The sequence below is a fragment of the Argonema galeatum A003/A1 genome (assembly GCF_023333595.1).
GTDB lineage: Bacteria > Cyanobacteriota > Cyanobacteriia > Cyanobacteriales > Aerosakkonemataceae > Argonema > Argonema galeatum.
The window spans coordinates 69,846-94,587 of record NZ_JAIQZM010000016.1; the positions used below are offsets into that span (position 1 = coordinate 69,846).

The 24,742-nt window shown below is 45.5% G+C and carries 19 protein-coding genes; 13 read left to right on the plus strand and 6 right to left on the minus strand.

All coding sequences use genetic code 11. From position 1 onward, the window contains the following. The first annotated feature begins 318 nt into the window (after nucleotides 1-318). On the plus strand, nucleotides 319-1,716 hold the full coding sequence (locus LAY41_RS17685; protein ID WP_249100740.1) for a serine/threonine-protein kinase: 1,398 nt from the start codon (nucleotides 319-321) through the stop codon (nucleotides 1,714-1,716). A gap of 255 nt (nucleotides 1,717-1,971) precedes the next feature. Here the strand turns inward: LAY41_RS17685 and LAY41_RS17690 are convergent, their stop codons facing one another. Continuing rightward, entirely contained in the window at nucleotides 1,972-3,225 is a 1,254-nt protein-coding gene (locus LAY41_RS17690) for a molybdopterin molybdotransferase MoeA (RefSeq protein WP_249100743.1), read from the minus strand. A gap of 228 nt (nucleotides 3,226-3,453) precedes the next feature. Here LAY41_RS17690 and LAY41_RS17695 point away from each other — a divergent pair, with 228 nt between their 5' ends. After that, complete coding sequence (locus LAY41_RS17695) at nucleotides 3,454-4,821, plus strand: amino acid permease (RefSeq protein ID WP_249100746.1); 1,368 nt, start codon at nucleotides 3,454-3,456, stop codon at nucleotides 4,819-4,821. Between the two features lie 35 nt (nucleotides 4,822-4,856). On the opposite strand, the gene LAY41_RS17700 is transcribed toward LAY41_RS17695, so the two are convergent. Beyond that, the gene (locus LAY41_RS17700) at nucleotides 4,857-5,297 is read right to left on the minus strand and encodes an aspartyl protease family protein (RefSeq protein ID WP_249100748.1); all 441 of its coding nucleotides are present in this window, start codon (nucleotides 5,295-5,297) and stop codon (nucleotides 4,857-4,859) included. A 32-nt stretch (nucleotides 5,298-5,329) separates the two neighbouring features. Here LAY41_RS17700 and LAY41_RS17705 point away from each other — a divergent pair, with 32 nt between their 5' ends. From LAY41_RS17705 to LAY41_RS17715, 3 genes are all read left to right on the plus strand, one after another. Beyond that, nucleotides 5,330-6,283, plus strand: a complete 954-nt coding sequence (locus LAY41_RS17705; protein ID WP_249100751.1) for a S66 peptidase family protein — start codon at nucleotides 5,330-5,332, stop codon at nucleotides 6,281-6,283. A gap of 200 nt (nucleotides 6,284-6,483) precedes the next feature. After that, entirely contained in the window at nucleotides 6,484-7,479 is a 996-nt protein-coding gene (locus LAY41_RS17710; RefSeq protein WP_249100754.1) for an Rpn family recombination-promoting nuclease/putative transposase, read from the plus strand. Nucleotides 7,480-7,629: 150 nt separating this feature from the next. Further along, on the plus strand, nucleotides 7,630-8,832 hold the full coding sequence (locus LAY41_RS17715) for a hypothetical protein (RefSeq protein ID WP_249100759.1): 1,203 nt from the start codon (nucleotides 7,630-7,632) through the stop codon (nucleotides 8,830-8,832). 135 nt (nucleotides 8,833-8,967) lie between these two features. Here LAY41_RS17715 and LAY41_RS17720 read toward each other — a convergent pair whose 3' ends face one another. Continuing rightward, nucleotides 8,968-10,140 carry a patatin-like phospholipase family protein gene (locus LAY41_RS17720; RefSeq protein WP_249100762.1) on the minus strand — a complete coding sequence of 391 codons (1,173 nt, stop codon included), beginning with the start codon at nucleotides 10,138-10,140 and terminating at the stop codon, nucleotides 8,968-8,970. Between the two features lie 243 nt (nucleotides 10,141-10,383). Between LAY41_RS17720 and hemE the strand changes: the two genes are divergently transcribed. The 4 genes from hemE to LAY41_RS17740 all read left to right on the plus strand — a co-directional run bounded on the left by hemE (nucleotide 10,384) and on the right by LAY41_RS17740 (nucleotide 16,403). Continuing rightward, complete coding sequence (hemE, locus tag LAY41_RS17725) at nucleotides 10,384-11,448, plus strand: uroporphyrinogen decarboxylase (RefSeq protein ID WP_249100765.1); 1,065 nt, start codon at nucleotides 10,384-10,386, stop codon at nucleotides 11,446-11,448. Nucleotides 11,449-11,501: 53 nt separating this feature from the next. Continuing rightward, nucleotides 11,502-13,319 (plus strand): NAD-dependent epimerase/dehydratase family protein, encoded by a 1,818-nt coding sequence (locus LAY41_RS32630; RefSeq protein ID WP_338023004.1) that lies wholly within the window; start codon nucleotides 11,502-11,504, stop codon nucleotides 13,317-13,319. A 111-nt stretch (nucleotides 13,320-13,430) separates the two neighbouring features. Continuing rightward, nucleotides 13,431-14,675: an RNA-guided endonuclease InsQ/TnpB family protein gene (locus LAY41_RS17735; RefSeq protein ID WP_249071013.1), complete on the plus strand. Its 1,245-nt coding sequence runs from the start codon at nucleotides 13,431-13,433 to the stop codon at nucleotides 14,673-14,675. A gap of 123 nt (nucleotides 14,676-14,798) precedes the next feature. Further along, on the plus strand, nucleotides 14,799-16,403 hold the full coding sequence (locus LAY41_RS17740; RefSeq protein WP_249100770.1) for a B12-binding domain-containing radical SAM protein: 1,605 nt from the start codon (nucleotides 14,799-14,801) through the stop codon (nucleotides 16,401-16,403). A 125-nt stretch (nucleotides 16,404-16,528) separates the two neighbouring features. On the opposite strand, the gene petL is transcribed toward LAY41_RS17740, so the two are convergent. Then, on the minus strand, nucleotides 16,529-16,624 hold the full coding sequence (gene petL / locus LAY41_RS17745) for a cytochrome b6-f complex subunit PetL (protein WP_249100773.1): 96 nt from the start codon (nucleotides 16,622-16,624) through the stop codon (nucleotides 16,529-16,531). A gap of 31 nt (nucleotides 16,625-16,655) precedes the next feature. On the opposite strand from petL, the gene aroB reads away from it, so the two are divergent. Then, complete coding sequence (gene aroB, locus LAY41_RS17750) at nucleotides 16,656-17,765, plus strand: 3-dehydroquinate synthase (protein ID WP_249100776.1); 1,110 nt, start codon at nucleotides 16,656-16,658, stop codon at nucleotides 17,763-17,765. 175 nt (nucleotides 17,766-17,940) lie between these two features. On the opposite strand, the gene LAY41_RS17755 is transcribed toward aroB, so the two are convergent. After that, the gene (locus LAY41_RS17755; protein WP_338023005.1) at nucleotides 17,941-18,519 is read right to left on the minus strand and encodes a pentapeptide repeat-containing protein; all 579 of its coding nucleotides are present in this window, start codon (nucleotides 18,517-18,519) and stop codon (nucleotides 17,941-17,943) included. A gap of 58 nt (nucleotides 18,520-18,577) precedes the next feature. Here LAY41_RS17755 and LAY41_RS17760 point away from each other — a divergent pair, with 58 nt between their 5' ends. Next, nucleotides 18,578-19,363 carry a Uma2 family endonuclease gene (locus LAY41_RS17760; RefSeq protein WP_249100778.1) on the plus strand — a complete coding sequence of 262 codons (786 nt, stop codon included), beginning with the start codon at nucleotides 18,578-18,580 and terminating at the stop codon, nucleotides 19,361-19,363. Nucleotides 19,364-19,789: 426 nt separating this feature from the next. Here the strand turns inward: LAY41_RS17760 and LAY41_RS17765 are convergent, their stop codons facing one another. Then, nucleotides 19,790-21,199, minus strand: a complete 1,410-nt coding sequence (locus LAY41_RS17765) for an LCP family protein (RefSeq protein WP_249100781.1) — start codon at nucleotides 21,197-21,199, stop codon at nucleotides 19,790-19,792. A 143-nt stretch (nucleotides 21,200-21,342) separates the two neighbouring features. On the opposite strand from LAY41_RS17765, the gene LAY41_RS17770 reads away from it, so the two are divergent. Together LAY41_RS17770 and LAY41_RS17775 are read left to right on the plus strand one after the other, a co-directional pair. After that, nucleotides 21,343-22,404, plus strand: a complete 1,062-nt coding sequence (locus LAY41_RS17770; protein ID WP_249100784.1) for a mannose-1-phosphate guanylyltransferase — start codon at nucleotides 21,343-21,345, stop codon at nucleotides 22,402-22,404. A gap of 221 nt (nucleotides 22,405-22,625) precedes the next feature. Next, nucleotides 22,626-24,284, plus strand: coding sequence for an ABC1 kinase family protein (locus tag LAY41_RS17775; protein ID WP_249100786.1), 1,659 nt, complete (start codon nucleotides 22,626-22,628; stop codon nucleotides 24,282-24,284). Nucleotides 24,285-24,742: the final 458 nt, after the last annotated feature.

Here is a 24,742-nt window from a genome sequence, read left to right on the forward strand (position 1 = left end):
AAGATGAGAAGCTTGGTCATGTTTGGAGGGTATTATAACATATATGCTAAAATAGGCCAATACTTAGTAATACTTTAAGTGACTTGTTTCAATACCCTAAGTTATAGGGTATTTTTCTGATTTTCCGGCTCTTTCGGAGTTGCTATGCTTTAGTTGAGTTAAGAACATTTTTATTTCTTTTCTCCTCTCCCTCTCTCCCACTCTCCCCCTCTCCCCTGAAGCTCAAATAGCATAGTAAGTTCGGAAGAGCCGATTTTCCCAGTCTCTCTTAGAATTTGGATATAGTTACCGCGTCTTTCCAGAAATTGCCCCAAACCTATGATGTCGCTCTATTGCACTAAAAGACATGAAAATCAGACCACCAGCCGCTTTTGTTTCCAATGCGGCGAACCGCTCTGGCTTCCTGTGGGGCAAATTCTAGAAACCCGCTATCGCATTCTCAGCCATTTGGGGGCTGGAGGCTTTGGACGCACCTATTTAGCAGAAGATCTCAATCGCTTCAACGAGCGTTGCGTTCTCAAGGAATTTGCGCCCCAGGTAAAAGGATCTCGCGAGTTACAAAAAGCCAAGGAGTTATTTGAGCGAGAAGCCAGCGCTATTTATAAATTAAACCATTCTCAGTTGCCTAAATTTCGGGAGTTTTTCGAGACAGATGTAGGTGGAGTCGGCGGCTTGTTCTTGGTGCAAGATTATGTTGACGGTCAAACTTTGTACGATTTGTTGAAATCTCGCGGAAGTTTACCTGAAGCGGAAGTAAAGCAAATATTGTGCGAAGTATTACCAATTTTGTCTTATATCCACTCTCAGGGAGTAATTCACCGAGATATTTCTCCAGATAACCTCATCTTGAGGCTTTCTGACAATTTGCCGGTGTTAATTGATTTTGGCGGCGTCAAGGAAGTTGCGGTAACAGCTATTGCCAAGTTTACTCAGGTAGGTAAATTACCGACTTTGTTGGGCAAAGAAGGTTATGCGCCAGAGGAACAGCTGCAACAGGGACAAGTGTTTCCCAATAGCGACTTGTACTCTTTAGCTGTGACGGCGTTGGTGTTGCTGACTGGTAAGAAACCCCAGGAATTATACGATGGCTATAAAGGAATTTGGCATTGGGGAAAGGAAATTAAGGTGAGCGCTTCACTGGAAGCGGTGTTGAAGAAAATGTTAGCTTATAAAGCGAGCGATCGCTACCAGTCTGCTGACGAAGTTCTCCAAGTTCTCCAATCTGTTACACCACCCAAACCTGCCAACCCAAATATTTCTCATATACGTACTATGGTGGTTGCTCCGGGTAACCGCACTCCCGCTGCACCGCCAGTCAGTACTCCATCTAGCCATACAATAATAGTGCCTCCTGCCAAAGGTTTCTTGAAGCGGTGGGTAACGAGAATTGCGGGGATCGGCTTGACTGTAGTAACTGGGGTTGGTGCGTGGGCAGGGTTTAACTGGTTGATGCAGGCGACAAGATCGATCGCGCTGACTGAGCGAAAGGTTTTGCCATTGCCTATTTTAAACCAAAACAACCGAGCCGATAAACTTTTAAATCGTCGCAAAGCTTTAGGAATTCGAGAAGAAGTGTTTAATACCCAGGTGAATAAGCGATTTTATGCCAAACATCCGGAATTAGGCGGACGACAGCTAACTAATTCGCCAGAAGATGCTGCTTTAAGGGAAGAATGGTATCAGATTGCTGAGGACTTCCTTGAAAAAGGAATTTAATTGGAGCTAATACGGAATCTGCAACGATTATCCCCTTTATTCTCTCCCTCTTCTTCTTGGCGTCCTTGGCGTCTTGGCGGTTCGTTTAACCCGAATTTGGTATAATATCGTGTCCGGTTGCATCGTTAGTACATGAGTGAGATCGTCAAATTGTCTGTTGTCATCGTTGGTTAAATTTTTACCGCAGATGAAGACAGATAAACGCAGATAAACGCAGATAAGAACGATCGCAAGATTTTTTTAGGTAACCGATGCTTAAGAATATGATATAATTTGTAAAACTTGTACTATCTCTCCCGGTGCGATCGCTTTTATTCCTTCTGGCAAAACAGCTAAACCATTAGTTTGTGCTAAATTAATTAAGTTGCCGGAACTATGACTACCACCAGCTAAATGAAATTCGTAGATGCCATCTACTAAATGTAACTTGCCCCAAAGATATGTTTCCCGTTTGCCATCCGCTCGCAAATCTTGATATGTTCTCGCCTGCACAAACTTTGGTTCCCAAGACTGGGAAAGTCCAGAAAGTTTTCTGAGTGCAGGTTGAACAAAGCGCCAGAAAGTCACCAAAGATGATACTGGATTTCCCGGCAAACCGAAATATAGTACTGAGTGCTGAGTTGTGTTTGGTTTAAAAGTGGCGAAAGTTAGTGGTTTACCGGGTTTGATGGCGATCGCGCGAATGTGAATTTCAGCACCTAGCGATGCGAGGATTTCATCTACATAATCGTAATCGCCGACTGAGACGCCGCCGGAAGAAATTACCATATCAGCAGATGCAATGGCATGAGATATGGCATTCTTGAGCGTCTCTGGTTCATCGGGAACAATACCCAGCATTTGGGGTATGCCGCCGCTTTGCGCCACTAAAACTGCCAGAGCGTACTGATTCGAGTCTACAAGCTGACCGGGTTGCAGGGGCTCTTCGGGCCTCACCAGTTCGTCGCCAGTAGACAGAATTGCGACGCGAGGGCGACGGTAAACTGAAAGTTGGGTACACTGGGCAGATGCCAGCACGGCGATTTCCGTAGCACCGAGAGCAATTCCTACAGGTAATAGAGATGTTCCAGCTTTGTAGAAAGATCCCTGATGGCGCACAAATGCTTGGGGTTCAGGTGCTGAGAGGATGAAAACGCGATCGCCTTCTCTGCGCGTCACCTCCTGCATCACCACCGTATCCGCACCAGCTGGCATCATAGCACCAGTCAATATCCGGGCAGCTTGTCCGGGTTCAATAGAACGTTGCGGTTGATATCCAGCCGGTATTTCCTCTACAATTTCCAGTACATCTGGCTGTTCGGCACTACAACTAGGCACATCGGCATAACGGACAGCATACCCATCCATAGCCGAATTGTCCCAGTGGGGAAAATCGAGTTGACTTGTCACGGGTGCGGCTAAAATGCGATCGGCCCCCGCCAATAAGTCTACAACCTCTATATCCCGCTCTCGATCTAGCGGCTGCACCAAATCTAAAATAATTGCTTCTGCTTGTTTAACCGACAGCATCCCCATCTACCCAGCCTCAACTCTTTCTTAATTTTTACTTTCCCCTTTTACCCTCTCGCCCGCTTTGGATTTTGGATTTTGCATATAAATCCTTAGTAATTCTAGACGAAATTTGCCACTTTGTTTACAAAAAGATATTAATATTATACTTAATTATCCAAAAATACGGAACGTCACCTAATCAACATGGCAACTGGATTATTTAACAAAAAATCAGTAGACATCTTAATGCAAGAAGCATCGGTTGACAGCGATGAAGGATTGGCCCGATCGCTCAGTTTGACAAATTTGATCGCATTAGGTATTGGGGGAATTATTGGTGCTGGTATTTTTGTACTGACGGGACAGGCAGCAGCTAATTTTGCAGGGCCTGCGATCGCTTTATCATTTATACTAGCGGCTATTAGCTGTGCTATGAGCGGACTTTGTTATGCCGAATTTGCCTCCATGATTCCCATAGCTGGCAGCGCCTACACTTATGCTTATGCTACTTTGGGAGAACTGATAGCCTGGATTATCGGCTGGGATTTAATTTTAGAGTATATTTTTTGCGGTGCTACTGTTGCCGTTGGTTGGTCGGGATATTTCGTCAGCTTGTGCAAAGATTTAGGGATAATAATTCCACCCGAATTGGCCAATCCACCGCTAAATCTGCCAGCTATGTTTATACTTGCTTTGATGACGGCATTACAAGTTATCGGTTTGCGCCAATCAACAGCAGTTAATAATTTTATCGTCCTTGTCAAAACGGCTGTAATTTTAATATTTATATTTGCTGGAATAGCTTACATCAATCAACAAAATTGGTTGCCATTCATTCCCGAAAATACAGGAGAGTTTGGCAGTTTCGGTTGGAGTGGCGTTTGGCGGGGTGCGGGGGTAGTTTTCTTCACCTACATTGGTTTTGATGCAGTTTCTTGTGCAGCGCAAGAAGCACGCAATCCCCAGCGAGATATGCCAATTGCGATTCTCGGTTCCTTGCTAATTGCCACCGTACTTTATATCGCTGTTGCGCTGGTGCTGACGGGAATTGTGCCTTATCAACAATTGAATGTTCCCGATCCAATTGCTGTAGGAGTGAATGCGGTAGGCGAAGGATTGCGTTGGCTGAAACCGATCGTTAAAATAGGTGCGATCGCAGGTATGAGTTCCGTCATTGTTGTATTCCTTTTGGGACAATCTAGAGTTTTTTACGCAATGGCAAACGATGGACTACTTCCCCCTCAATTTGCAGCAATTCATCCCAAATTCCGCACACCTTATATTGCCATCATCGTGTCGGGAATTGTTGCTATGTTGTTGGCAGGATTGTTACCAATCGGCTTGTTAGGTGAGTTAGTTTCGATCGGCACTTTACTGGCATTTTTGATTGTTTGCATTTCCGTGCCTATTTTGCGTCGCAGCAGACCGGATTTGCCAAGACCTTTTAGGACACCGCTGGTTCCCTTAGTGCCTATTTTAGGTGCATTAATATCTGGCTTGCAAATGCTGTCACTACCACGGGATACTTGGTTGCGATTGATTTTGTGGTTGGCAGTTGGTTTGCTGATCTACTTTACTTACGGTCGCAAACATAGTAAACTTCTTCAAAACTGAATCCAGAAACCCGGTTTTTTGGAAAAACCGGGTTTCTATATTCTTAAATAACTTGTCGTCGAATTCATGGGCAAAAGGATGAGTCTTTGATTTTTCAAATCGAGTTCAATTCCTAGTGCTTCTAGCGGAATTACTCCGAGCAATGGATCTGCACCGATCGGCAATTCTACGCACTCAAAAGTTCCCTCTCTTCCGAGTAAAGAAATTTTGGCATCTTGAAAAATTCGCGCTTTTCCCAACCCGGTAGCAGTAATAATAACAACTTCTTTGAGTAGCGATAATCCCAACTGGGAAACTAGGTCTGCTGGTAAACACAAAGTAGTAGCGCCCGTATCTACCAGAACGTTTTTCAGTGAGATCGATCGCACTTCCTGTGCTGAAATCTCACCCAGTTCAGCCCGACCTTCATCCAACCGATTTGTAACCACCAGAGTTGTAGTAATTTGACCCATCACATCACTGCTAGTGGATTGCATAATTATACACCTTCCAGTATTATTTTTATTATATGAATTTCTGTCAATTACCACCACCATTACAACCGGGCAATTTACTGCGAGTAATTGCTCCCAGCGGTGCCATAAAAGAATTTGAGGCATTTGAGAAAGGCGTGCAAATTTGGCGCGATCGCGGCTATCGTGTAGAAGTCAGCACCAGCATTAGCGATCGATCGGGCTATCTCGCCGGAACAGATGAAAATCGCCGTCGCCAACTTCAAGAAGCATGGATTGACCCCGAATGCAAGGGCATTCTTTGTGCCAGAGGCGGTTACGGTAGTACCAGATTGTTGGAAAATTGGATATGGCCTTTTGAGCAGAGGGGCAGAGGGGCAGAGGGGCAGAGGGGCAGAGGAGAATTCGCTATTACTAATACCAAATGGTTAGTAGGTTTTTCCGATGTGACTGCTTTGCTGTGGAGTCTTGGGAAAACAGGTATTGCAGGCGTACATGGCCCTTTGCTGACAACTTTAGCAGCTGAACCGGATTGGTCAATTCAACGATTGTTTGACTTGGTGGAAGGACGATCGGTAGAACCTTTGAAAGGGATAGGCTGGGGGGGTGGTAGAGTCAGCGGTATCCTGCTACCCGCAAATTTTACCGTAGCGACTCATTTGCTCAACACGCACATTCAACCCGACCTGGATGGCGTTATTCTGGCATTTGAGGATGTGACAGAATTTCCTTATCGGATCGATCGGGCCTTAACCCAGTGGCGAATGTGCGGTGCATTCCAGCACGTGAGAGGAATTGCGCTGGGACGATTTAGTCGTTGCGATGCAGCAGCACCCAGTTTCAGTGTAGAAGAAGTCTTGCGCGATCGCCTCTGCGACCTTGATATTGCGATCGTATCAGACCTCCCCTTCGGTCACGATGGCCCCAACGCCGCCTTACCAGTGGGAATCCTAGCTCAATTAGACAGCGATCGAGGTATCCTTAGTTTTACGCGATCTACTGGAGTTTAGACTCAGAAAAATCGCTCTCTTATCTGCGTTAATCTGTCTACCCTACGGGAAGGCTGCGCCTACATCTGCGATAAAAATTTAACCCACGATGATAACTATAGCAACCGCCAGGGCGGTTAGGACGTACTAAAACGCTAGAATCAATTCACAGAAAGCATTTCACTTTTGAATGAGTGACTTTTGCTATACCATTCTCCTAAATGACCAATCCCTTTACTGAATTCGATAGCCCCTGGAAAGATATCCTACAGCGCTATTTTGAGGAATTTATATTATTCTTTTTCCCACAAGCTCATGAAGAAATCGATTGGACACGCACCCCTGAATTTCTGGACAAGGAACTGCAACAAGTGGTGCGGGATGCCGAATTAGGACGGCGACTGGTCGATAAACTGGTGAAGATTTATCTTAGAGGTGGTGAGGAAGCCTGGGTCTTAATCCATATAGAAGTCCAAAGTCAGGAAGAATCCGACTTTGCCGAAAGGATGTTTACTTATCATTATCGCATCTACGATCGCTACAAGCGATCGGTAGCTTCTCTAGCCGTGCTGGGTGACGAGCGAAAAAACTGGCGACCAGAACGATTTGGCTATCAATTATTTGGATGCGAAATCGGATTCAGGTTTCCGGTGGTGAAGTTGCTTGACTACCAACAACAGTGGTCGGCGCTCTCGTCAAGCCGCAACCCCTTTGCTACCGTAGTAATGGCCCACTTGAAAGCTATTGAAACACGCGACAATAGAAATCAGCGTAAAGAATGGAAACTGGCTTTGACCAGACGGTTGTACGAACAAGGTTACGAACGGGAAGATGTCATCAATTTGTTCCAGTTTATAGATTGGGTAATGAGCCTCCCACAAGAATTAGAGCAACAGTTTTGGCAGGAAGTCATTCATTTAGAAGAGGAAAGCCGTATGCCATACATCACGAGTGTTGAGAGAATCGGAATTCAAAAGGGTATTCAGCAGGGAATTGAGCAGGAAAGGCAGCAAAGCCGACAGCAAGTTAGACAGATACTGCTAGAAAGCATTGAACTGGGGTTGGAGTTAAAATTTGGCAGTGAGGGATTAAGTTTATTGCCAGAAATTTCCCTTCTAGAAGATGTGGAGCAGTTGAGAGCAATTCAAGCGGGACTGAGAACGGTGAATACGGTGGAGGAGTTGCGTCGAATTTATCAGCCTACGACACAGGAGTAAAGTTGGGCCAAGCGGGAAGCTGGGGTGAGATCGTATCTTCACCTCAGTAGTTTCATCTGGCAGACTGGACATTGATGCACTAGGAACCGTAGCTGTATATAATCTGTCGAAACAGGAAGCAATTTTTCTTACCAGGTGAGGGGGCATTAGATGATCGATCGTAAGTTTTTCCGTAGAATTGCTGCAAGTGTAGCGATCGCAGGTATGATGGCAATAGCGATCGGCGACATTGCTGGTGCAGCAGAACAACTGAATAATGGTGATAGCGTTGATGGGGTCATCCGTACTAACTCTCCCACCTTCCGCTTTAGAAACCAATCGAGAACAGGTTCTCCCATTCAGACATCAGCCGGTCAAGAATACATTTTTAACGCCCAGCAAGGCGACACGATACAAGTTTCCGTCGATGTTGAAGAAGGTAACCTTGCGCCAGTATTAGTTTTGATTTCATCACAAAACGAACGACAAGTTGCCTACGACGATACAGGGAATTCACTGCGGTATCGAGTACCTGCTGCTGGAGAATACAGACTTCTAGTATTAGGTCAGAATAACACGCGAGGAAAATACACCCTTTCCGTTTCAGGAATTTCCAATGATTCAGTTGCCCAAAATCCATCTTCTGGAAGCACAGATCAAAGGCGACAACTTCTGGTAAATGACTTTGGATTGCGCGTGTTGGATAACTGTCCTCCCGCAACGGGTTCTTTAGTGATCGTATCCTTTCCTGAAGCTGCTCAAACTTATCGGTACTGCGCTAATGCTAACCGCGTTTATCCAGCGGGAGAGTATACCTATGATGCTGTCAGTCGAGATCTAAAATCGGGAACGTCTGTAGCCCAAGGTTCTTCTTCTGGGACTAACGATTCAAGACGACAAGCTTTACAAAATGACTTTGGATTGCGAGTGCTGGATAACTGTCCTCCCGCAACAGGTTCTTTGGTGGTCGTTTCCTTTCCCGAATCTACTCAAACTTATAGGTACTGCGCCAATCCTAACCGCGCTTACCCAGCCGGAGAGTATAGCTATGATGCTGTCAGCGGCGATTTAAGACGAGGAACTTCTGTAGCTCAAGGATCATCTTCTCAACTCAACGATCAACGGCGACAAATGCTCCAAGATGACTTTGGATTGAGAGTTTTGGATAATTGTCCGGCGGCTACAACTTCTTTAGTTGTGGTATCCTTTGCCGAAACGGGTCAAACTTACAGGTATTGCGCCAATCCTAACCGCAATTACCAAGCAGGAGAATACGTTTATAACACCAGCACCCGCGACTTACAAGCTGCTACCCCTGGCAGAAACACTGAACGATGCGCTGTATCATTTGGTGGAGTTTGTGTAGTTAAGTAACTCAAGTTGCTAATCATTAAGATTGAGGCTCTTTGTAGGTACCTAGTTGCGCGGCGCAACTAGGTTTCCATGTTAACGCACCCGACAAACTATCCAAATTAATTTGGTGGAGTGCTAGCCCCTCTTAACGGCACTCTAGTTGGCATCAATAAAATTCGCGATCGCGTCTTTTACTAAAGGCCCTTCAGTGTCTCTCGTATAATAAGTGTGGCCATTCTCGATGAAGGATTCTGTAGCTATTAGCAGCGAATCGATCGAATCAGCATTATCTATGTCTTCAGGTATGTGTTTACCTGTAAATCTGTTCTTTCGTTCATTTTCGGGTACTAATTCGCGAGTGTCTTTCCAAGTCTCACCAGCCTTGGGCTTATATCGATCGTTAAGTTCAAATTGCAGGCGCAAATAACGCTTAGAATCCGATCCTCCCATCAGTTGTTCGCAAATTCGGCTGTCAATCTCAGATTTAGGCTCCATAAAAATATCAACTATCTTCTCTGCCCAATTGGCAAGTCTCCAGCGCTTTATTTCTTCGTATTTAATAGGATTGCCACTGCGACCCGTGCCAATAGAAAGGACAGAGATATCTTCAAATTTGAGATTCTCAAGGTTAAATTCCCTCTTGATTTCTGGAGAAACCTCTTGTAATTGACTGACCTTCATTACTAAACTGAGCGCTGCGAGAGAGGGATTGTTTGCCGATACTCCCCCATCGATGTGCGGAAATTCCCAATCGTCTCCAAATTCATTGTTTGCTATCAATTTATGAGGCGGAAAGTAAGTCGGAGCGGCGGAGGAGGAGATACATATCTCCGACAAAGGTATATCGTCGAACCACCGAAGTCCAAGTTCGGGATGGCAATTTGTGAAAAACGTTGTATTGCGATAAAGTACGTCGTAGGCGAGAATCAATATTATTGGGCGTTTAACTTCGCCGATCGAAACCCGTCCCAATTCCCTTTCCAGAGCGTCCCGCAATCCCTCATTGGAATATTTCGGGCCTGATATAAGGTCAATCCCCTTTTGTATAATACTCAAAATTTCCAGCCTTTTATGGGGCGGAAAGATAGACTTTCCGTACTTTTGATACAAATTAATGAGTTTATCGCTGGTTTTTTCTATGGCAACTCCTGCGGCTAAAATTGACCCCGTAGAAGTCCCTGCAACCATGTCAAAATATTCGTGTAAAGACTGGTTCTTGCGCTCCCGAAGCTGCCTTTCAACCTCTTTAAGTATTCGCGCCGAGATTACGCCACGAATACCGCCTCCATCGAAACTCAAAATCTTGAAGCGTCTAGGATTTTCCGACATTTTCCAGAAATTATAATTTTAATGATTTAAATTATCACACTGATAAAGCTAAGTCTTATTTCCTTCATAAAATTTTATTTTTCAACCTAAGTAGGACGAAGAAAGTAGATGGCTTTTGGCAGGTGAAGTGCGATCGCTTGCCATTGCTTTAGGGAAAATAGGTAGAAATTGGGGATGTTTAGGGCGATCGCAAAATGGTAAGCTAGCAAATGCACTCAAAAACGGATTAGGAAAGAAGTTTGCATGGCTGAGTCAAGCCAGATACCATATTTATTGCGGGCAGCTCGCGGTGAAGTGTTAGACCGCCCACCCGTGTGGATGATGCGACAAGCTGGTCGCTACATGAAGGCTTATCGGGATTTACGAGATAAGTATCCCTCATTCCGCGATCGCTCGGAAAAAGCAGAACTCGCAATTGAAATCTCTTTGCAACCCTTTCGGGCGTTTGAACCAGATGGGGTCATCTTGTTTTCGGATATCTTGACGCCTCTGCCTGGAATTGGCATCCCCTTTGACATTATAGAAAGCAAAGGGCCAGTAATCGATCCGCCCATCCGCAGCCAAGAACAGGTGGACAAGCTGCATCCCTTGGAACCAGAGGAATCTCTGCCCTTTATCCGGGAAATATTGCAGACATTGCGGCGGGAAGTTGGCAACAAAGCAACCGTGCTTGGTTTTGTCGGTGCGCCTTGGACGCTAGCAGCTTACGCAATTGAGGGCAAATCGTCTAAGGATTACGCCATTATCAAGAGTATGGCTTTCTCTGAGCCAACCATACTGCATCAATTCTTGGGTAAACTGGCAGATGCGATCGCCATTTACGTCCGCTACCAGATTGACTGCGGTGCCCAAGTCGTGCAAATGTTCGACTCATGGGCAGGACAGCTAAGTCCTGTGGACTACGAAGTTTTTGCCCTCCCCTATCAACGGCGCGTGGTAGAACAAGTTAAGGCAACCCACCCAGATACGCCGCTGATCCTTTACATTAATGGCAGTGCTGGAATACTCGAACGGATGCCCCAATGCGGTGTGGACATTGTTAGTGTAGACTGGACAGTAGATATGGCCGATGCCAGGGCAAGGCTGGGCGCGAATGTTGGGGTGCAGGGCAATATGGACCCTTGTGCTTTGTACGGATCGAAGGATTTTATCCGCGATCGCATCCTCGACACAATTCGCAAAGCTGGCAAGCGGGGTCATATAATGAATCTGGGTCACGGCGTTCTGCCAAGTACACCAGAAGAAAATGTGGCTTTTTTCTTTGAAACCGCTAAGCAGGCTGATAAGCTACTAGCTGTGGGCACCTGAATCCCGGCACAAAAATTGGGGAAGCAAAAAGGTAACAAAGTGAGAGGTGAGAGGTGATAGGAGATTCCCTTGCAGAAGAGCCCAACAGCCCACAAGCAAAGGAGAGTCCAGAATCAAACTCTCCTCAGCTTTCTGTAGAAGAATCAAACAGTCCCGAAACACAGGAGATTTTAGCATCAAACTCTCCTGTGTTTTATAGTGAAGATCGAAATATCATAGCAGTAGAGAAGATTTTAGAAGAATCTTCTGCGATCGCTCAAGAAGAGATTAACATCGCCATAGCAGAAGAGACTTTACAATCAAACTCACCTGTGCTTTCTCAAGAAGATCCCGACAGGCTACAAGCACCGGAGACTTTAGAATTAAATTCTTTTCTCATTTCTGAAGAAGAACGCCATCAGCCAGAAGCACAAAATACCTTAGAATTAAATTCACTTGTGGTTTCAGAAGAAAAGGTAAACCAGCCAGAAGCACAGGAAATTTTAGAAGATTCTCCTGTCATTTCTCAACAAGAGCCAAATATAGCCCCAGCACAGCACACTTTAGAATTAAATCCATCGATTCCTGAAGAAGAAGGAAACCAACCAGAAGCACAGGAGATTTTAGAGTCAAATTCACCAGTGCTTTTTGTGGAACAGCCAGACATTGTAGAAATAATTGTGGAAATAGAGGAGATTTTAGAGTCAAACACAGACTCACCTTCTGAAACCGAAGTCAACATCCCAGCAGCACAGAACACTTTAGAATCAAATTTACCGCCGGAGTTTTATCCGTCTCCTCTGGTAACCCCTGACAGCTTACCTTCACCCCACAAGCCAGAACCGTTATCCCCTGCGAATCCCCCCAAGCGGATTTTTGTGACAGGTGCGAGTGGCTGCATAGGTCACTACATCGCAGAAAGGCTGATTCAGGAGACAGAACACGAACTATACCTGCTGGTGAGAGACCCAGCCAAAGTTCGATTTGACTGCAATGCTCGTCCCGGTATCACCATCATACGAGGTGATATGCGAAACATTGCACGCTTTGGAAAGCTGCTGAAGACAATGGATTGTGCAGTGTTGGCAGCCACATCTTGGGGCGGTCAGCAGGAAGTGATGGATGTCAATATCTACAAAACCATGCAATTGCTGAATCTGCTCGACCAAGAACTCTGTCAGCAGGTGATTTACTTTTCCACTGCTAGCGTCCTAGGTAGGAACAATCAAATTCTGAAGGAGGCATCCCAGCTGGGTACGGACTACATTCGTTCCAAGTCTGATTTTCTAACTCAAGTATCGCGCTTGCCAATATATAAGCGCATGACCATTCTGTTTCCCACCTTAGTTTTGGGAGGCGATGGTCAGCACCCCTATTCCCATCTTTCATCTGGTTTGCCAGGGGTGACGAAATGGATTAAACTGATTCGCTTTTTTAAAGCAGATGCTAGCTTCCACTTTATCCACGGCTTGGACATCGCCAAGGTAGTACGCTACCTAGTAGACCATCCCCCAACCAGCAAACAATCCCAGCAGTTGGTCTTGGGAAATCCAGCGGTGAGTCTGAATCAGGTGGTTGAGGAGGCTTGCGCCTATCTAAACCAACCAATTTTGTTTCGCGTGCCTCTCTATCCTTGGCTAGCCAATATCTTAATCCGTGTTTTTAACATCCAAATGGCGGCTTGGGATAGGTTCTGTGTGGAATACCGACATTTTACGTATCAAAATCCCGTTAATCCAGCGACTTTTGGTGAGCCGGTTTACTGCGCGACCTTCAGCGAGGTGCTGAAAAGTAGCGGTATTCCTCGCGGAGGCGAAACGGTTCAACTAGAGAATAATTACAAACTTCAGTTGGATGACCAAGAATCGCGATCGGAAAAGGAGCTTGATTAAATTGCCAAATTATTTCTCATTCTTGCTCAGACTTACCTAGTTTAGATAAGTTTTGACGAACAGACAGTACAGCTACCATGCTAAAATAGGATCGGATTTCTAAAATTAACAATGTTTGCCATCAAAAGAGAGTTAAAAGTAAATAACAAAGAACGCTCCTTGATGCGCGGCATTGCTGGCTTTAAAAGATTTGTCTACAACTACGGCTTAGACTTAATCGCAGCAAGTTGGGACTGGGAGGACGTTCGAGGTAGCGATGCTAAACGTATTGATACCATCAAGAAAGTATTCACCCAAGTAACCATGAAAAAGCCGGAATATGCGTGGATGAACAAATATCCGTCCACAGTATATCAATCCGCTTTTATAGCTTTGAAGAAGTCTTTTGATAGCTGGAGAAAAGGTTTAACAGATTTTCCGAAGAAGAAATGCAAGAAGAAAGGCGACTCATTTACGGTTTACAAAACCTCTGGTATATATCCAGAAAAAGGTAAACCAGCACTGCCTTTCACCAACCGAGTTGTGATTGATGCAGGTAAAATTATCAAGCTGCCTGGATTAAAGACCTTTCGACTCAAGGAAAAGATTGATTTTACTTGCAGTTCTCAAACATTTACTGTTGACCGTATTGCCGATAAATGGTTTGTATCTTTGGCTGTAGATGCCCAAAAGATTCCCCCTATTTATCATCCCGTCCAGAAGGTTGGGGTAGACTTAGGGGTGAAGTGTTTAGCCACTGTTTCTGACGGAACCTGTTATGCCATGCCAGCTACTACTAAAAGAGCGAAAACCAAGCTCAGTAAGCTGCTTCTTCACAACCGTAACAAGAAACACGGGCACAAGAAGTTAGGGATCGGGGCATCTAATAACGCCAAAAGATACTACATCGAATTAGCTAGAGAGTATGCCAGGATTAGCAATATTCGACGAGATACAATTCAGAAAATGACAACTGATTTGAGTCGTCGCGTTTATTGTATCCGGATTGAGGATTTAAATGTTTCTGGCATGATGGCCAACCATAAACTTGCAAGTGCGGTAACAGATAACTGCTTTTATGAAGTCCGTCGTCAGTTAATTTACAAGCAAGCACATTATGGCACTAAGGTTGAGATAGTTGATAGATGGTATCCTTCCTCAAAGATGTGTTCCAACTGTCGTCACATCCAGCCAATGAAACTATCTGAGCGAGTGTTTCGTTGCCAAAAGTGTAATCATGTCCAAGACCGAGATGAAAATGCCTCGGTCAATCTGGAAAATGCACCAGATAATGTAGTAAGGTCGGCTCGACCTGAATTAACGCCTGTGGACAAGAAGTGGCCGACTACCTTGGTTGAAGCAGGAAGAAAACGCTAAACCGAATTAACTAAGTTTGATTAGGTTTGGGTAAGTTTTTCGGAGCAGACTTGAAACAATAACGCGCTAGGCTTGAGTCATTTAGACAATCTATCAATCCTATCTAGTGAGGAGCAATATTCAATGCGGGTTTTACTGCTTTATCCTCTGTTTCCGAAAACATTTTGGTCTTACGAAAAGATTTTGGAATTAGTCGATCGCAAAGTGTTGCTACCGCCTTTGGGTTTGGTGACGGTAGCGGCTATATTGCCGCAAGAATGGGAGTTTAAATTGGTCGATCGCAATATTCGACCTGTGACTGAGGCAGAGTGGGAATGGGCTGATGTGGTGATTATCTCTGCGATGATCGTCCAGAAAAAAGATTTTCTCGCTCAAATCCAGGAAGCGAACAGACGCGGTAAACGAGTCGCCGTGGGTGGCCCTTATCCGACGGCTTTACCTCATGAAGCAGAAGAAGCGGGTGCAGATTATCTGATTTTAGATGAAGGGGAAATCACTCTGCCGATGTTTGTGGAGGCAATTCAACGGGGCGAACAAAGTGGAAAATTCCACGCTAACGGTGAGAAACCATCTGTGACGGATACCCCTACTCCCCGCTACGAGTTGCTGGATTTGGACGCTTATGATTCGATGTCGGTACAATTTTCGCGGGGGTGTCCTTTTCAGTGCGAATTTTGCGACATTATTGTCCTATACGGTCGCAAACCCCGGACTAAGACACCAGCGCAACTCCTCGCTGAGTTGGATTATCTCTACAAACTGGGGTGGCGTCGCACTGTGTTTATGGTGGATGACAACTTCATTGGCAATAAGCGCAATGTCAAGTTATTCATGAAGGAGTTAAAAGTCTGGCAAGCGGAACATAAATATCCCTTTGTGTTCAATACGGAAGCATCGGTTGACCTTGCACAAGACCCAGAACTGATGCAGATGATGGTTGAGTGCAATTTTAATGCGGTGTTTCTGGGAATTGAAACGCCTGATGAAGAAAGCTTGCAACTGACCAAGAAATTCCAAAATAACCGGAACTCTCTCAGCGATGCTGTGGAGACGATCGCACGGGCTGGATTGCGGGTGATGTCTGGATTTATTATTGGTTTTGATGGGGAAAAAGCCGGTGCGGGCGATCGCATTGTCCGCTTTGTAGAGAAAACCGCTATTCCCACAGCTTTGTTCGGAATGTTGCAGGCTCTCCCAGATACAGCACTCTGGCATCGGCTAGAAAAAGAGGGCCGCCTGCTCCGCAAGGATGGTAACATCAATCAAGCTACTTTGATGAACTTTATCCCGACCCGACCTTTAGAAGAAATGGCGAGGGAGTACATCCAGGCATTCTGGGATTTGTACGATCCAGAACGCTATTTGGATCGCACCTACCGGCATTTCTTGATGCTGGGTGCGCCGGTGTGCAAGGCTCCTTTCAAAATGCCAAGCTGGTTGGATTTGCGAGCGCTGTCGATTGTCTGCTGGCGTCAGGGTGTCAAACGCCAGACTCGCTGGAAGTTCTGGCATCACCTGTTTAGTATCATCAAGCGCAATCCCGGCGTTTGGGATCATTACCTGACTGTGTGCGCTCACAACGAGCATTTTATGGAGTATCGCCAAATTGTGCGCGACCAGATTGAAGCGCAATTGGCTGAATATCTGGCAGAAGAAGAGACAAGATTGCGATCGCAACCAGCCATTGTAGGGGCTAGGGAAAGAGAGGGGCTAGGGGCTAGGGGCTAGGGGCTAGGGGAATTTTAGATTTTAGATTTAAAGAATTGAATTTCAATTTTGTTATCTGAAATCTAAAATCTTCCCTTTTTCCCTTCTTCCCTCTTCCCTAGTCCCTAGCCCCTAGCCCCTAGCCCCTAAATTAGCTTGACGGCTCTTAAAGTCAGGAAAAGACCGATCGCAACACCGTAGGCACCACCCAAAAGCACGACGTAAGATAATGCTCCAGACATTTTTATTCCTCTACTTGGTCAGGGTTTGACAATGCAATCCGTTATTCATGTTAATTTACCGCAGAATTCTTACGAAATTGCGATCGCTACTGGTAGCCTAGACAAACTCGGTGCTTGGATGAGTGGAGAGGAAAGCAAGCCCCTGAATCTGGGAAAGAAAGTCTTGATTGTCTCCAATCCCGCTATTTTTAAGCGTTATGGTGAAAGAGCGATCGCATCCCTCACCACCGCAGGCTTTGAAATCACCAGTTGTATCCTCCCCCCAGGCGAACGCTACAAAACCCTTACCTCCCTACAAAAGATTTTCGATGCCGCCCTAGAAAACCGCCTGGAACGCTCATCAACAATGGTGGCGCTAGGTGGCGGCGTAATTGGCGATATGACGGGCTTTGCCGCTGCAAGCTGGCTGCGAGGCATTAACTTTGTACAGGTGCCAACCAGCCTGCTAGCAATGGTTGATGCCTCTATTGGAGGCAAAACAGGCGTCAATCATCCCAAAGGCAAAAACCTGATTGGCGCATTCCATCAACCGCGACTGGTTTTAATAGACCCCCAAGTGCTGAAAACCCTGCCGCCGCGAGAGTTTCGCGCTGGCATGGCAGAAGTGATTAAGTACGGCGTCATTTGGGATGCCGATTTGTTTAGCAAACTGGAAGGATGTACCCGCCTCGACCAACTTCGCTACCTGGATGAGGGAATGTTGCAAATTATTCTTACCCATTCTTGCCAAGCCAAGGCAATTGTGGTAGGAAAAGATGAAAAAGAAGCTGGTCTAAGGGCGCTGCTGAATTACGGTCACACGATCGGTCATGCGGTGGAAAGTTTGACTGGCTACAAGATAGTCAATCACGGTGAAGCGGTCGCTATTGGTATGGTAGCAGCAGGTCAGTTGGCTGTTGATATTAGCTTATGGAATAAAGCAGCAGCGGAACGTCAAAATGCCCTAATTCAAAAAACAGGATTACCTACTAAATTACCTGTCGGTTTGGACGTAGAAGAGATTATAGATTCGCTGCAAACTGATAAAAAAGTGAAGGCAGGTAAAGTGCGATTTGTTCTGCCTACTCAAATTGGTGCTGCAACTGTCACGGATCAAGTGCCGCCAGATGTGTTGCGGCAAGTGCTTTGGCAGATGCAGTAGATATTGTGGAAGTCAAAAGTCACTCATTCAAAAGTCAAAAGTGAAATGCTTTCTGTGAATTGATTCTAGCGTTTTAGTACGTCTTAACCGACTCATCGGTTGCTATATTGTGGACGTAAATAAACTGAACACCTAGAAACCCGGTTTCTCCAAGAAACCGGGTTTCTAAGGGCTGTTAGGGGCATCCTAAACTATCCCGCGTCGAAACGCCGGTAATTGGGTTGACACCATCTGCACGCTGGCACATCTGTCTCACCTGAGCGCGATCGATCAGCGCATCCGTAAAATCAGCCCCAGTGACGATCGCACCGTTGAATCTTGTGCTAATCATCAGCGCTTCTCGGAAAATGGCATTAGTCAAGTTGGCGTTATTGAATATCACTTGATCTGCTAATGCACCCGTAAGGTTAACACCTGCTAAATCCGCCTCGAATAAAATTGCTTGTGTCAAAATAGAATTGGTTAGGTCTGACCCCTGTAAGTTTACCCCCCGCATTTGGGCAGCAGCAAAAACTGTACCCTTTAAGTCAGTGTTGGAAAAATCGCGATATTCTAGATTCGTTTTGGTGTAATTAACTGTATTTGCCTGTGCAAAAGCGACAGGTGTTGCACCCAGAATTATCCACAAAAATGCCAGACTCAACATTATAATTAGAGCTAAGAAACGCTGCCAAATTGTTTTTACGGTAATGGGAAACTGTGAAAGCATAGCTAAGATGGGAATAAATCGAGAGTTATATATTAATGTTCGCACAGCATTGGGCTAAGATATATATTAACTGTTTAAGTATAGGCGACAGTGAGGTGAGATAATGCAGACTCTAGCTCAAACACCAGTCCCACAACTGTCGATTAGCTGGCCCCTATTGCCAGATGACTTCATACTACCCGACGACCCAGTGGAAAATACCGACCAGCCTTTACTCGCAGCTGCACTGCGTCAGCCTTTAATCGCATTTCCCGAACTCTGCGAAGACGCGCTGATTGTTTCTAATTTTGCTTTGTGTGCTGCTATTGACGATCGAATTATTTGCAAAGCACCCGATTGGATGTATGTGCGACCAGTGCAACCTTGGCAATCAAGCCAACCTCGTCGCAGTTACACGCCACATATACAAGGAATTATTCCTCAAGTGGTAATGGAGTTTCTGTCTGCTACCTATGGGGAAGAATATTCGGTCGAGTCTAGTGAGGGTGTAGGGAAGTGGTTCTTTTATGAGCGAGTAATTCAAGTTCCCCGTTATGTTATTTTCCGACCAAATACGGGGCGTGTTGAGGTTTATAGTTTAGAGTCGGAGCGTTATCAACGTCAAACGCCAGATGAGTCTGGGCATTATTGGATTCCCGGATTAGACTTATTTCTGGGAGTCTGGGAGGGAACCCACGAAGGCAGAACAGGCTACTGGCTGCGATGGTGGGATGCACAAGGGAATATCCTATTGTGGTCAGAAGAACGCGCTCAGGAGGAACGACAACGCGCCCTGGAGGAACGACAACGCGCCCTGGAGGCCGAAGCATTGCTAGAACAGGAGCGATCGCGATCGCAATCCTTATTAGCTCGATTGAGAGAAATGGGAATCGAGCCAGAACCGTTGTGAAAAGTAGGTAGGCGCAAATAAATCATATCATGTCGGGTAGCATCGGTTACCTAAAAAAATAGTGTGATTATTCTTATCTGCGTTTATCTGCGTTCATCTATCTTCATCTGCGGTAAAAATTTAACCACCAATGACAACAGAAAATTTGACGATCTCATACCAAATCCGCAACGATTACCCCCTTTATGTCTCAAGATGGTAGAGACGTTTCATGAAACGTCTCTACCATCTTTAGGCAAAAAATTAAAGGGGGTAACAAACCCGGATTTGGTATCACTCATTATTGGTACGTTGTTGCGCTTTAGCGCTAAAGCGCAACAACGTACCAAATACATAAATTTATTTCTCGTGACCAGGTTGAACCCGGTCACGAATTTTAAGAGGCTCCGCCTCTTTTTACAGAAAAGTGCAGACTCTCAGTATAATTCAATTACCAGTCAAAGAATCAAGCCAATCTTCACCCACGCGAAGCGTCAAATCCGATTCTATATCACCAGTAGAAGCCGCCTCAACATTTCCCCAACCCAAAGCAGTTTTGAGTCTTTCGGCTGCTTTTAAATCCCCTTGTTGGACAATAATTTGAGTTCGATGTTCCGCTTGAGGCCAATCCTTTACTAGGTAGATATTGCGGAAGCCCAAACTTTTCAAATAGTCGGCAACGTGATGACTCATTTGAGGTTTACCGGAAGCATTTTGAATGGCAATGCGAATAGGTTTTTGCGAAGGTGTGGCATCTTTTGCAATATCCTTTGAAACGACGCCGAAATAGTCGTGCATGATGCGATCGCGCCCAGCTTTATCCATAACCCAGTGGCTAGCGCTATATTCCTTTGGATCGCTGAAACGACCGGGCAACATCACCATTTTGATATCTGTTTTATCCAGCTTAAGGGCAAAATTCGCCAATGCCAGCATTTCTTCCAAACTGATATTAGTGTCAACGTATCTTTGCACTACCCGCATCATTTGAGGCAAGCGGGGTAACATAGTTGGACTCGTCAGACGTGACTGCAAAGCCTTCACCAAAAACTGCTGTCGCTGTACCCTACCTATATCGCCCTTATCATCGTGGCGGAACCGCGCAAACTGCTCAGCTTGTTCTCCATTCAGAGTTTGCCACCCCGGTTCCAAATCAATTTTTAGATGCTGAGTTTCGTCCACATATTGCATTTTATAGGGAACAAATACTTCCACACCGCCCACAAGATCTACCAATTCTCGAAAAGCATCAGCAGTGACGCGAATGTAACGATCGATCGGCGCATCATTAAGCGTATTGCTGACAATTTTTGCGGCCAAAGCGGGGCCACCATCAGCATTGGCTTGGTTGATTTTTTTGATACTCAATTCGGTATTTTCTACACGAGTATCTCGTGGAATCGAAAGCATTTTGACCGAATTGTCTTTGGGATCTATTCGTAACAACAACATCGTATCGCTGCGACCGTTCATGCTGGCGGCTGAGTCTGACGATACATCGGGAACGCGATCGATCCCCATCACTAAAATATTGACAGGTCGTGACAGGCGATACACAAAAGCGTTGCGCCATAACTCGTGCAGCGACAAACTTCGATCCTGAAGCATTTGCTGCGACAGGGGTGCAAGCAGCGCCACAGTTGCCCCCAAGGTAGCAGAAACCGTCGTTGTGGCAACTAAAGCCAAACTCCAAAACAACCACCTGGGCATGGGAGGACGCTTGAAGGTATGCAGCAAACGACCTGTCAAGCCTTGCAGCTGTCTAAAAACTGTCCCAGAATACTCTTGAGATTTTTGAGAAAAATTAGATGGTTGAGATTCTGACCCACTGTTAATCGATTCTACTCCGTCTAACACTCGTAACACTCCTACCACACCAGAAAATCCACAGCTTGAGTGTATCGTTCTGTACACACAAGTCAACGAGATTATAACTTGAGGTTTTATGCTGAAGCAGTATAAACCTTGTAGGATAGGGCGTAGCAGCTTAGAAAGAAGTGATGAGTAACTCCTTAATACCCGTTATCCTTGCTGGTGGCAAAGGCGAACGCTTCTGGCCCCTCAGCCGCAAGCATCGGCCCAAGCAGTTTTTAAGTTTAGATGGAAGCGGCAAAAGCCTTCTGCAAGCGACATCAGACCGACTTTTGGCACTTGCAGGCGTCTGGGAGAAATTGTGGGTTTGTACGTCCAGTCAGCTGGCTGATGGGGTACGATCGCAATTACCCCTACTCCCAGCTGACAATCTGCTGGTAGAACCGGAGGGACGCGACACCGCGCCAGCTGTAGCTTGGACAACGCTGGAAATTGCCAGACGCTATGGCGAGAACGCTGTAGTGGGCTTTTTTCCGGCAGATCACTGGATTGCAGATGAGGCGGCTTTTCAAGAAACGATCGCCGCCGCGACTCAACTAGCCGCAGATAAAGATGCGATCGTAACTTTGGGGATTAAGCCTAGCTATGCGTCTACTGGCTATGGCTATATTGAACAAGGGGAACAAATCGGCACGTTTGGGGAATTACCTGCTTACCAGGTGAGTCGGTTTACGGAAAAACCCGATCGCAATACAGCAGAAGCGTTTCTAGCAACAGGTCGTTTTAGCTGGAATAGCGGGATGTTCGTGTTTCGCGCTGGGGTGGTGCTAAAAGAACTCCGTACCCACGCACCGGAAATTATCAATCCCCTAGAAGAAAAAGGCGTAATTGCTTATTCCCAGTTGCCGAAAAAGAGTATCGATTACGCTTTGATGGAGAAAACGAACCTGGCGTATGTGTTACCGGCTGCTTTTGGCTGGGACGATTTGGGGGATTGGAATGCGATCGAACGTTTGCTGAAAGGGGATAAGCAGAATGTGGAATTGGCTACCCACGTGGGTTTGGATACCAAGGGGGCAATTCTCTACGCCGCCGATGAGTCGGAGGTGATTGTTACCATTGGGATGGAGGATGTGGTGATCGTGCGCGATCGCAACGTCACCCTAATTGTCAAAAAAGACCGCACCCAGGAAATTAAGCAAGTACTCAAAAAACTGCAAGAAGATCCCAAATTCACCGACTTGTTGTAAAACGTAAAACTATTGGCAGATGCGCGATCGTGGCTTTTTTAGCTACAACATAACTGTGTCCGACCTTTTCGCTTGCTAGTATCCAGCAGCCAAAAATCTGTAGCCCAAATAACACTTATCAATATTAGTTATTGGTCACTGGTAAATTATTAGCCTTCAGTGAACAATAACTGACAACTGACAACTGACAACTGACAACTGACTAATAACTATTACCAACTATGTTTTTAACTCAAAACGTTTCTCGTCAGCGCGATATTATCGAAGTCTTCTTACGCAACGGCTGGGACTATATGCGACGGTTGCTGACTGGTAGCAAAGCCGATGAACCTCAGTTACCGCCGCCAGCAGTTCTACGGAAAATATTAATAGAATTAGGCCCCGTTTATGTCAAATTGGGACAGTTGCTGAGTACTCGTCCCGACTTGCTGCCATCATCATATATTGAAGAATTATCGACTCTCCAAGATGATGTGCCGCCAGTTGCTTGGGTAGATATCGAAGTTGTCCTGCGGCAGGCATTGCGAAAGCCTTTAGAAGAAATTTTTGCCTCTATCAATCCTAGACCAGTTGCCGCAGGTTCGATCGCACAAACTCATAAAGCGACGCTAGCAGATGGACGAGAAGTAGCATTAAAAGTTCAACGTCCTGGAATTGATATTATTGTTGACCAAGATATCAGTTTAATCCGGGGTGTAGCGGATTTAGCCGCTCGCACCGACTTCGGTCAAACCTACGATTTCAAAGGCTTAGCCGAAGAATTTACTAATGCGCTGCGGGATGAGTTGGATTTTACCAAAGAAGCTAGCTACACAGATCTACTGCGGCGGAATATGTCTACCAGTCGCTGGTTTGACCCCAAGCAATTGGTAATACCAGAAGTTTTTTGGGATGTTACGACGGAAAAGTTACTGGTTTTAGAGTGGCTGGATGGAGTGCCGCTTTTGTCAGCAACTTTCACAAGCGAAAATAATGGTAAAGGCGGTGTTTCTACGGCTCTAAACCGACGCCAGGTAACAACACTTTTATTCCGCGCTTTCATTCAGCAAATTTTTATTAATGGATTTTTTCACGCAGACCCGCATCCCGGCAATATATTTTATCTAAAAGATGGCCGAGTTGCTTTGCTTGACTGCGGTTTGGTCGGGCGTTTAGACCCGCGCACTCAGGGAATTTTGACGGAAATGATGTTAGCAATTGTGGATATTGATGCTCAACGTTGCAGTCAGTTAACTCTGCAACTATCGGAGTCTAATCAGCTTGGCAATGTGGCTAAGTTGGAAAATGATTATGACCGGATGCTAAGAAAGTATTATAACCGGAGTTTGTCGGAAATTAACTTCAGTCAGGTATTTTATGAAGTCCTGCAAATTGCCCGCGACAATAAAATTAAATTGCCCAGCAATATGGGTTTATATGCGAAAACAATAGCCAATTTGGAGGGCGCTGGACGTACATTCGACCCAGGGATTAACCTGTTAGACGAAGTTAAGCCGTTGCTGACAGATTTATTCCGCAGGCAATTGTTTGGAGATAATCCGCTGCAAACTTTGTTGAGAACTGCTTTGGATCTCAAAAGTTTGTCGCTCGAATCTCCGCGCCAGGTTGAGTTATTGTTAGAACGGGTGACTTCGGAAACTTTAAAATGGAATATAACGATAAAAGAATTGGAGCCGTTGCGCCGCAGTTTGGATGATTCTGCTAATAGGCTTTCGTTTAGTATTTTGGTTGGTTCGCTGATTATGGGGGCGGCAACTATCTCTGCTAACGCGCAGGGGAGTCAGCTATCTATTTTGAGTACGGGCTTATTTGCTGCTGCCAGTTTTTTGGGGTTGTGGTTAATTATTAGTATTCTGCGTTCTTGGCGGAAGAGGTTTTAGTTGATTAACAGAGGTTGTATAGCAACCGCCAAGGCGATTAGGGCAGTAGGGGCGAAGCATTCGGGTAGTAAATCTTCGGTTTTAACCAATAAATTATATGCCCGAATGCTTCGCCCCTACCCCAGATTTATGGCTTAACCGCCTTGGCGGTTGCTATATAAGGAAATAAAATTTTAAACCATTCGTAACTATTTAGAGCGATCGGGCCATTGGTTATTAATCATCTACTTACTTTCTTGGCTTACGCCTGTAGTGCGATCGAACGGGAGTTCCATCCCGGCGTCTATAGCTACGAACAGGGGTAGAACCAGAATCGCTATCCTGATTTCTTCTAAAAAACTGAAAAATCAGTACGATCGCAATGATGATTATTATTAACTCCATATTCATTAAATCCAAGTATGGGTAGTTCAGTGAATGAGGAGCGATCGCTCTCTAGCCCAACGCCTATTTCTTTC